We start from the raw sequence: 9,879 nt of genomic DNA, 5'->3' as shown, positions 1-9,879 counted from the left end.
GATCCTGGAGTCCATTGGAAGATTAATAAAACGAATTAACGGCGCGGGACACTAGCTTGGTAATGCAGCAGCTCGACCCCAGCGGGATCCCGGAGCCGGACTCCGGTCTGGATTTCCTGCTGATCGGTGACCCCAGCAACCCCAATGGCGGGCTGCTGGAACGCTTCGCCGGCTTCGAGACGACGTCGGGTCAGACAACCGACCTGCAGCCGAACCTGCCGAGCCTGGGGTTCAGCTTCGACGGGGCGACCCCGTCCGACGACTACATCACCTCGATCTACACGCTGGAATACGACGGCTACGCCGACTTCCCGCGCTACCCGATCGACTTCCTGTCCGACCTCAACGCGTTTTTGGGTATCGCGGAGATCCACGACACCTATCTCGACGGCGGCGTCGACGGCAGCGGCCCGACGGCCGAGCAGATCGCCACCGCGACTCTCTTGCCAGGGTCGATGGACTCGGCGGTCGACCCCTGCACGGCCTGCAAACCGTCTTGAGCACCCTCGCCACCGACACGGAAAGCGGTATCAAAGCCTTCGAGGCCGATCTGGCAAATCCGGCTGTGTTGTTGCCGTCGGGCGCATCGTCGTCGCTGCCCAGCCTGTTAGACCTCATGAGTGCATTGTCGGCCGACATCAGTAATCCCATGGCGACGCTCACCGACATCGTCGACGCCTTCTCGAGCGCTGCCTCCTCGGCTTATTCCACGCTGCTGCCGACTGCCGACATCGTCAATGCCCTGCTCACCAGTCTCCCGGACTACGATCTGACCCTGTTCACCGACAACTTGAGCAACGGAAACCTGCTGGACGCCCTCGGCTTGCCGATCGCGGCTAACACCGCGCTGGGCACGCTGGCGGCCGGATTCGAATACGACGTCATCACGAATGCGCTCAGTGCGATTTCGGCCGACTTCTCGGGCCTGTTCTAAACGGTATGAGGAGGTTTAGGGCCTTCGCCTGCAGGTTAGGTTTAGGCACGCAGGCTGCTGGCCGCGTCCGCGGTGCCGTCCCCGTCGCGGTCGACGAGCTCGACGTCCCAGCGCCCGTCACCGTCGGTGTCGACGTAACCGCGCACTCCGCCATCGCCGCGACCGATCACCCGGTCGGCCAGCCCGTCGCCGTTGGTGTCGAACAGCCGGTCGTCGGCGGCACCGTCGCCGTCGAAGTCGACCAGCGGCCCCCCGGTGTGTTCGGCGCCGTCCAGCCCCCACCAGCGCAGCCGCCCGCCCCGATCGGCCGGCACCGCCCAGGTACCCGAGCCGTCGTCGGTGAAGGAGGTCTCCGGGGTCCCGTCGTGGTCGAGATCGAGCACGGCGTGGTCGGCAATGCCGTCGCCGTCCAGGTCGGCCAGGGCGTCGTCGCGCCGGCCGTCGCCGTCGAAATCCATCCCGACCGCGTCGAACCGGCCGTCGCCATCGAGGTCGAGGTCGGGTTGCGCGGTCCAGATCGTCGCCGCACCCTCGCCGGTGGCCAGGCAGTAGTCCATGCCAGTGAGACGCCGCGGCGCCGCTACCGGTTCCCGCGCGCGTGCCACCAGGCCAGCAGCTCGGCAGTCGCCTCCTCGCGCGACAGCGGCCCGCGGTCCAGCCGCAGTTCTTTGAGGTAGCGCCACGCCTCGCCGACCTGCGGGCCCGGCGGGATCCCCAGCAGGGCCATGATCTCGTTGCCGTCCAGATCGGGGCGCACCCGGGCCAGGTCTTCCCGGGCGGCCAGCTCGGCGATCCTGGCCTCGAGGTCGTCGTAGTTGGCCTGCAGCAGCGCCGCCCGCCGCCTATTGCGGGTGGTGCAGTCGGCGCGCACCAACTTGTGCAGTCTGCCCAGCAACGGGCCGGCGTCGGTGACGTAGCGGCGCACGGCCGAGTCGGTCCACCTGCCCTCGCCGTAGCCGTGGAAGCGCAGGTGCAGATACACCAGCTGGGAGACGTCGTCGACCATCTGCCTGGGGTACTTCAGGGCCCGCAACCGCTTGCGCGCCATCTTGGCGCCGACGACCTCGTGGTGGTGAAAGCTCACCCCGCCGTCGGGTTCGTGGCGGCGGGTGGCCGGTTTACCGATGTCGTGCAGCAACGCGGCCCACCGCAACACCAGGTCCGGTCCCTCGTCCTCCAGTCGGATCGCCTGCCGCAGCACGGTGAGCGAATGCCGGTAGACGTCTTTGTGCTGGTGGTGCTCGTCGATCGCCATCTGCATGGCGCCGACCTCGGGCAACACCACCGCACCCATGCCGGTGCTCACCAGCAGCTCGATCCCGGCGACGGGATCATTGCCCAGCAGCAGCTTGTCCAATTCCGCGGCCACCCGTTCGGGGGTGATCCGGGCCAGTTCCGGCGCCATCTCCTCGATCGCGGCCCGCACCCGCGGCGCGACCGCGAGGCCGAGCTGCGAGACGAACCGCGCCGCGCGCAGCATCCGCAGCGGATCGTCGCCGAACGACTCAGCCGGCGGCGCCGGCGTGTCCAGAACCCCGGCGCGCAGTGCCGCCAAACCGCCCAGGGGATCGATGAATTCGCCCGCGCCGGCGGCGGTGATCCGTACCGCCATGGCGTTCACGCTGAAATCGCGGCGCACCAAGTCCTCTTCGAGCAGGTGCCCGAAGCGCACCTCGGGTTTGCGCGACACCCGGTCGTAGCGGTCAGCCCGAAACGTCGTGATCTCCAGCCGATGCTCGCCCTTGCCGACGCCCACTGTGCCGAACTCGATCCCGGTGTCCCACATGGCGTCGGCCCAGGTCCGCACGACGGTCTGAATCTGCTGCGGGCGGGCATCGGTGGCGAAGTCCAGATCCGGGCTCAGCCGCCCCAACAGCGCGTCCCGCACCGATCCGCCCACCAGGTACAGCTGGTGGCCGGCCGCGGCGAACAGCGAGCCGAGTTCGCGCAACAGGCCGGCATACCTGTTGAGCGCCACGGCGGCCGCGGTCAGCAGATCGGCGTCCTGGGCGGTTTCGGGCACGTTCGATGAGCCTAGTCCGGCGCACCACCGCGCGGCGCACCCAAGGCCCGCCAAGCAGTCAGGGTTGGGCAATCCAGCACGATCCGGCGAGTGCACCCGGGAACACCCAGGCGTGCCAGCTAATATCGCATAGGTGTCCGACGGCGATCAAGCCAAACCGCGTCGGCGCCGGGGCAGGCGCCGGGTCCGGCGTGCTGCCCGGGAATCGGCGGAAAACCACACCGACACCACCGCAGCCGCCGGCCCGGCAAAGCCGCGCCGTTCCCGCGGCGCCCGCCACGAGCCCAACGCGCTGCGCACCGTGCACGAGACCTCGGCGGGCGGGCTGGTGATCAACGGCATCGAGGGGCCCCGCGAGAATCAGGTCGCCGCGCTGATCGGTCGGGTCGACCGTCGTGGCCGGATCTTGTGGTCGCTGCCCAAAGGCCACATCGAACTCGGCGAAACCGCCGAGCAGACCGCGATCCGGGAAGTCGCCGAGGAGACCGGCATCCAGGGCAGCGTGCTGGCCGCTTTGGGCAGCATCGACTATTGGTTCGTCACCGACGGGCGGCGGGTGCACAAGACCGTGCATCACTACCTGATGCGGTGCTCGGGCGGCGAGCTGTGTGACGACGACCTGGAGGTCGCCGCGGTCGCCTGGGTGCCGATCCACGAGCTGCCCGCCCGACTGGCCTACGCCGACGAGCGCCGGCTGGCCGAGGTGGCCGACGAGCTGATCGACAAGCTGCGGGCCGGCGGTCCGACCGCGTTGCCCCCGCTGCCCCCGTCCGCGCCGCGGCGACGGCCGCAAACCCATTCGCGGACTAACGCTGCTCGTCTGGATGCCCGTCTCGATGAACCTGCGCCGGGCCGAAAGAACGGTCGCGGTCCAGCGCCGTGACCGCCTCGCGGCTCCGGCGGGCCGTCGTGCTGCCCCTCGCCGCAGCGGCCGGCGTCCTGGCCGGCCTGGGCGCTGCGTTCACGCTTCCCGCCGTGCCGCGGGCCGCCGGCGACGAACCCAGCGGCACGCCGTTCGTGCAGGCCCGCATCGACGAAGTAACCCCCGACGTGGTCACCACCACCAGTGATGCCGTCGTCACCGTCACCGGCACGGTCACCAATGTGGGCGACCGGCCGGTCCGTGACGTCATGGTCCGCCTGGAGCACGCCGCGCCGGTACAGTCGCCGGCAGGGCTGCGTGGCACTCTCACCGGCGGCACCACCCAGTACCAGCCCGTCGCCGACTTCCGCACGGTGGCCGGCGAACTCCAGCGTGGTCAGCAGGCCGGGTTCACGTTGTCGGCTCCACTGCGCTCGCTCACCGGACCGTCGCTGGGCATCCACCGTCCCGGTGTTTACCCGCTGCTGGTCAACGTCAACGGAACCCCCGACTACGGTGACCCCGCCCGGCTCGACAACGCCCGGTTCCTGCTCCCGGTGATGGGGGTACCGGCCAATCCCGCCGACCGCTCCGCCGACGCGCTGGGCTCCGTCGTGGCCCCCGACACCTCCAATCCCGTACAGCTCACGATGCTGTGGCCGCTGGCCGCCCGGCCACGGTTGATTCCCGGCCTACCGGGCGGAACAATGCCGGTCCGGCTGATCGACGACGAGCTGGCCACCTCGCTGGCCACCGGCGGCCGGCTGGACACCCTGCTGTCGGCAGCAGAGTTCGCCACCGGGCGCGAAGTCGACCCGGACGGCGCCGTCGGCCGCTCGCTGTGCTTGGCCGTGGACCCGGACCTGCTGGTCACCGTGAACGCGATGACCAGTGGTTACGTCGTCGCCGACTCTCCGGACAACGCGGGCCCCGGCACACCGACGCACCCGGGCATCGGCCAGGCCGCCGCGACCGGTTGGCTGCAGCGGTTACGCGCTCTGGCCCGCCGCATCTGCGTGGCGCCGACTCCGTATGCCCAGGCCGACCTCGACGCCGTACAACGCGTCGACGATCCGAACCTCAGCGCGACAGCCACCAGGACCACCGGCGACGTCGTCGACCAGATCCTGGGCATCAGTTCGGTGCGGGGCGCCACCGTGATGGCCGACGGCTCGCTCACCCGCCGCACGGTGGATCTGCTGAGCGCCAGCGACGCCCCGGTCGTGGTCGCGGCCGCGCACGACGGGCCGGCCGCATCACCGGCCACCGCCGACACCACACCGATGCGGGTGTCCGAGGGCCTGGTCGAGGCACCGTTCGACCCGTCCCTGAGCGCCGCGCTGGCCGCGGCCGGCACCGACCCGGTGGCGCCCACCTACCTGGACGCTTCGCTGGCGTCGCGAATCCGCGATGGTTCCCGCACCGCCCGCCGCCAGGATGCGTTGGGCTCGATGCTGTGGCGCGGCTTGACCCCCGACGTCCGGCCGCGCACCGAGATCCTGGTACCGCCGCCGACCTGGTCTCCGCACTCCGACGACGCGGGCATGATCCTCTCGACGCTGGCCGCCGCCGTCCGCTCCGGACTGGCGGTGCCCCGACCGCTGCCGGCGCTCATCGCCGACGCCGCCGCGGTGACCGGCACGCCCCAATCCGTGCCCGCCGACCCCGCCGGGCGGGGACGCTTCGACGACAGCGTGATCACCCAGATCGCCGTCGCGGTGCACCGGCTGGACGACTTGGCCTCGGCGTTGACCACCGATGCCCGGACCGGCCTGACCGGTGCCGCCTACACCGCGCCGCTGCGTGAGGACATGCTTCGGGCGTTGAGCCAATCCGAGCCCCCGGACATCCGCAACGAACGGGCGCAGGCGCAGCTGCAGATCGACCGCACCACCATCGACGACCTGTTCGGCGCGGTGACGATCGTCAACCCGGGCGGCTCCTACACACTGGCCACCGAGCACAGCCCACTGCCGCTGGCGTTGCACAACGGGCTCGCGGTGCCGATCCGGGTGCGGCTGCACGTCGACGCCCCGCCCGGCATGACCGTGACCGACGTCGGCGAAATCGTGCTCCCACCCGGTTATCTGCCCTTGCGGGTGCCGATCGAAGTGAACTTCACCCAGCGGGTCGCCGTCGACGTGGCGTTGCGCACCCCGGATGGCGTCGCACTGGGTGAGCCGGTACGGCTGTCCGTGCATTCCAACGCCTACGGCAAAGTCCTGTTCTCGATCACCCTGACCGCGGCGGCGGTCCTGGTGACGCTGGCCGGACGCCGGCTTTGGCACCGCTTTCGCGGTCAGCCGGACCGCGCCGACCTCGACCGTCCCTATCCGGGTCCCCGGCGCGCCCCCACCGTGCCGGTCGACGATCCGAGCCGGGTGGAGGACCTCGCCGGCGAGAAGGACCGGATATGAGACGGGTCCAGCGCCGGGTCGGCCCGCCCCCGGGGCAATCGCCGCGGTCCCGACCGGCGCCGCGGCCCCAGCCCCAGCTTTCCGATGCCGCGGTCGTGTCACGCTCGTGGCGCGTGGCGTTCGCGACACTGGTCAGCCGACTCACCGGTTTCACCCGAATCGTGCTGCTGGCCGCGATCCTGGGCGCGGCGCTGTCCAGCGCGTTCTCGGTGGCCAACCAGCTGCCCAACCTCATCGCCGCACTGGTGTTGGAGGCGACGTTCACCGCGATTTTCGTGCCGGTGCTGGCCCGGGCCGAACATGACGACGCCGACGGCGGCGCCGCGTTTGTGCGCCGACTGGTCACCCTGGCGACGACGCTCCTGCTGGTGACCACGCTGCTGGCGGTGGCCGCAGCTCCGCTGCTGGTGCGATTGATGCTGGGCCCCGAGCCTCGGGTCAACGCGGCGCTGACCGCTGCGTTCGCCTATCTGCTGCTGCCGCAGGTGATCTTCTACGGGCTGTCGTCGGTATTCATGGCGATTCTGAACACCCGCAACGTGTTCGGCCCGCCGGCCTGGGCGCCCGTCGTCAACAACCTCGTGGCGATCGCGGCGCTGGGTGCCTACCTGGCGGTACCCGGTCAGCTCTCCGTCGACCCGGTGCGGATGGGTGATCCCAAGCTGTTGGTGCTGGGCATCGGCACCACACTGGGGGTGGCCGCGCAGACCGCGGTGCTGCTCGCAGCCCTCCGTCGGCAACGGATCAGCCTGCGCCCGTTATGGGGAATCGACGAACGGCTCAAACGCTTTGGCACGATGGCCGCCGCGATGGTGTGCTACGTGCTGATCAGCCAGCTCGGTTTGGTCGTGGGCAACCAGATCGCCAGCACCGCAGCGGCGTCGGGGCCCGCGATCTACAACTACACATGGCTGGTTCTGATGCTCCCGTTCGGCATGATCGGGGTGACCGTGTTGACGGTGGTAATGCCGCGGCTGAGCCGCAACGCCGCCGACGACGACATCGACGCGGTGTTGGGCGACTTGTCACTGGCCACCCGGCTGACAATGATCACCTTGATCCCGACGGTGGCATTCATGACCGTCGGCGGCCCGGCGATCGGCAGCGCGCTGTTCGCTTACGGGCGCTTCGGTGAGGTCGACGCCGGTTACCTGGGTGCGGCGATCAGATTGTCGGCGTTCACGCTGATCCCCTACGCGCTGGTGCTGCTGCAACTACGGGTCTTCTACGCTCGTGAGCAGCCCTGGACCCCGATCGTCATCATCGTCGTCATCACCACCGTCAAGATCATCGCCTCGTTGCTCGCGCCGCTGGTGGCGAACAACCGCGAACTGGTCGCCGGCTATCTGGGACTGGCTAACGGGCTGGGGTTCTTAGCCGGCGCGATCGTCGGCTACGTGCTGTTGCGCAACGCGCTGCGCCCACCCGGCGGTCACCTGGTCGGCGCGGCCGACGTCCGCACGATCCTGGTGGCACTGGCCGCGGCGCTGGTGGCTGCGATGGTGGCACACGCTGCGGATCGGCTGCTGGGTCTGGACGTGCTCACGGTCCACCGCGGGGCCACCGGATCACTGGTGCGGCTGGCGGTGCTCGCGGTGATCATGGCGCCGATCATGGCCGCGATAATGCTGCGTGCCGGGGTTCCCGAGGCACGTGCGGCCCTGGTCGCGGTCCGGGGCCGGCTCGTCGCTGTGTGTAGGACCAGCAAACCGACCGCGGGCACGACTGCGCGGTGTGATCGCCCGCCCGGGTACGACCTCGTCCCGTACCCTGAACCCAGGAAGTCGCGGGCTCCGGGCAGATATCCGCTTCACGCGCCGGTCCGGCCCGGGCCGATGGAGCAAATAGTCGAAGCCCGCAAAGGGACTCACACAGGGACTCACACAGGGACTAACACAGGGAAAGGACCGGAGGTGACGGACGGCACTCGGGACGGCGCGGTGTCCGAAACCGCGTCGGACCCCGCCCCGCCCCGGCGGCGGGCCGTTGATCCCCCACCGCACTCAGCTTCGCGCCACCCAGCCGAAGACATCCAGCTGGTTCCGGGCGCCAGCATCGCCAACGGGCGCTACCGGCTGTTGGTCTTTCATGGCGGGGCGCCGCACCTTCGGTTCTGGCAGGCGTTGGACACCGCCCTCGATCGGCAGGTGGCGCTGACCTTCGTCGACCCAGACGGCGACTTGTCCCCCGACGAGCTGCAGGAGATCCTCTCTCGCACGCTCCGGCTCAGCCACATCGACAAGCCCGGCATCGCCAGGATTCTCGACGTCGTGCGGACGGGCTACGGCGGGCTGGTGGTCGCCGAGTGGATCCGGGGCGGTTCGTTGCAGGAGGTGGCTAATACGTGCCCCTCCCCGATCGGCGCCGCCCGTGCGATGCACACCCTGGCCGCCGCCGCCGAGGCCGCCCACCGCGCCGGTGCGGCGCTCTCCGCAGACCACCCCAGCCGGATACGGGTGAGCATCGAAGGTGATGTGGTGCTGGCGTTTCCGGCCACCATGCCCGACGCTACCCCGGAGGCCGACATCCGCGGAATCGGTGCGGCGCTCTATGCCCTGCTGGTCAACCGGTGGCCGCTACCCGAGACGAGCGGAGTGCGCAGCGGTCTGGCACCTGCCGAGCGGGATCCGTCCGGCCAACCCGTCGAACCACGCTTAATCGACCCGGACATCCCCTTCCAGATCTCTGCGGCGGCCACCCGCTCGATTCAAGCTGACGGCGGAATACGTAGCGCTGCAACGCTTTTGAACCTGCTGCAACAAGCCACCACGGTGGCCGACCGCACCGACCAGCTGGCGCCGGTTGACGAATCGCCCGAGGATGCGCCGCAACCCGGGCTGCTCGGCCGCTCCGGATCGGCGACAGAAAACCCCTACCTGCGGCACCGCCGCAACCTCGCGATCGGGATCGGTGCCGCCGTCGCGGTGCTCGTGGTAGCCCTGCTGGTGCTGGCGTCGGTACTGGGTCGGATATTCGGCGATTTAGGCGCCGGCCTGGACAAAGACCGGCTCGGCCTGAACGCGCCGTCGACCTCGACCCCAAGCACGACCCGGGCCGGCGGCGCAGCCCTACCGGGCAGCATCGTCAGACCCCTGCGGGCTACCGTCTTCTCCCCCGGCGGTGATGCCGACAACCCCGGCCAGGCCGGCCTGGCGATCGACGGGAATCCGGCCACCGCCTGGGAGACCGACACCTACAGCGACGCCGTTCCCTTCCCCGGCTTCAAGAGCGGGGTCGGACTGCTGCTGCAGCTCCCCAAACCCACCATGGTGAGCGCCGTGACAGTCGACCTGCCCAGTACCGGCACGAAGATCCAGATCCGGTCATCGCCCACGCCGACTCCGGCGAAACTCGAAGACACCACTGCGCTGACTCAACCGATCTTGATGCATCCGGGCCACAATGCCATCCCGGTTCATGCCTCGTCGCCGACGTCGAACCTGCTGGTGTGGATCTCGACGCTGGGAACGATCGACGGCAAGAGCCGCACCGCGATCTCCGACGTCACCGTCACAGCCGCCGCCTGAGGCGGGTCGGCCGCGACGCGCCGGCACCTCGACGACGCGCGGCGAGCCTGACGCCAGCGTCACGGTTGCCAGCTAGTGCACAGGTGGCCAACAACGACCAACATCCGTTGTGACGG

The 9,879-nt window shown here is 69.7% G+C and carries 7 protein-coding genes; 5 read left to right on the top strand and 2 right to left on the bottom strand.

Features of this window, described 5'->3' with window-relative positions:
• Nucleotides 1–62 precede the first annotated feature (62 nt).
• Together F6Q13_RS07355 and F6Q13_RS07350 are read left to right on the top strand one after the other, a co-directional pair.
• Nucleotides 63–500: a PE-PPE domain-containing protein gene (locus F6Q13_RS07355; RefSeq protein ID WP_293054581.1), complete on the top strand. Its 438-nt coding sequence runs from the start codon at nucleotides 63–65 to the stop codon at nucleotides 498–500.
• Nucleotides 497–934: a hypothetical protein gene (locus tag F6Q13_RS07350; protein WP_293054579.1), complete on the top strand. Its 438-nt coding sequence runs from the start codon at nucleotides 497–499 to the stop codon at nucleotides 932–934. The genes F6Q13_RS07355 and F6Q13_RS07350 overlap by 4 nt, the downstream gene beginning before the upstream one ends.
• Before the next feature lie 41 nt (nucleotides 935–975).
• Here F6Q13_RS07350 and F6Q13_RS07345 read toward each other — a convergent pair whose 3' ends face one another.
• Both F6Q13_RS07345 and F6Q13_RS07340 read right to left on the bottom strand, forming a co-directional pair.
• On the bottom strand, nucleotides 976–1,491 hold the full coding sequence (locus F6Q13_RS07345; RefSeq protein WP_293054592.1) for a pullulanase: 516 nt from the start codon (nucleotides 1,489–1,491) through the stop codon (nucleotides 976–978).
• A gap of 23 nt (nucleotides 1,492–1,514) precedes the next feature.
• The gene (locus F6Q13_RS07340; protein ID WP_293054577.1) at nucleotides 1,515–2,957 is read right to left on the bottom strand and encodes a CCA tRNA nucleotidyltransferase; all 1,443 of its coding nucleotides are present in this window, start codon (nucleotides 2,955–2,957) and stop codon (nucleotides 1,515–1,517) included.
• Nucleotides 2,958–3,090: 133 nt separating this feature from the next.
• Between F6Q13_RS07340 and F6Q13_RS07335 the strand changes: the two genes are divergently transcribed.
• Genes F6Q13_RS07335 through murJ form a run of 3 tightly spaced genes read left to right on the top strand, consistent with a single transcriptional unit; the run spans nucleotide 3,091 to nucleotide 9,763 of the window.
• The gene (locus F6Q13_RS07335; protein ID WP_293054575.1) at nucleotides 3,091–3,840 is read left to right on the top strand and encodes an NUDIX hydrolase; all 750 of its coding nucleotides are present in this window, start codon (nucleotides 3,091–3,093) and stop codon (nucleotides 3,838–3,840) included.
• Nucleotides 3,837–6,236 carry a hypothetical protein gene (locus F6Q13_RS07330; RefSeq protein WP_293054573.1) on the top strand — a complete coding sequence of 800 codons (2,400 nt, stop codon included), beginning with the start codon at nucleotides 3,837–3,839 and terminating at the stop codon, nucleotides 6,234–6,236. The genes F6Q13_RS07335 and F6Q13_RS07330 overlap by 4 nt, the downstream gene beginning before the upstream one ends.
• Nucleotides 6,233–9,763 carry a murein biosynthesis integral membrane protein MurJ gene (murJ, locus tag F6Q13_RS07325; RefSeq protein ID WP_293054571.1) on the top strand — a complete coding sequence of 1,177 codons (3,531 nt, stop codon included), beginning with the start codon at nucleotides 6,233–6,235 and terminating at the stop codon, nucleotides 9,761–9,763. The genes F6Q13_RS07330 and murJ overlap by 4 nt, the downstream gene beginning before the upstream one ends.
• Nucleotides 9,764–9,879 lie beyond the last annotated feature (116 nt).

Origin of the sequence: Mycobacterium sp. (assembly GCF_008709575.1) — a bacterium.
In the GTDB taxonomy this organism is placed as follows: Bacteria; Actinomycetota; Actinomycetes; order Mycobacteriales; family Mycobacteriaceae; genus Mycobacterium.
The sequence above is the reverse complement of the archived record's forward strand: the minus strand, read 5'-3'. Positions and strand labels throughout refer to the sequence as shown.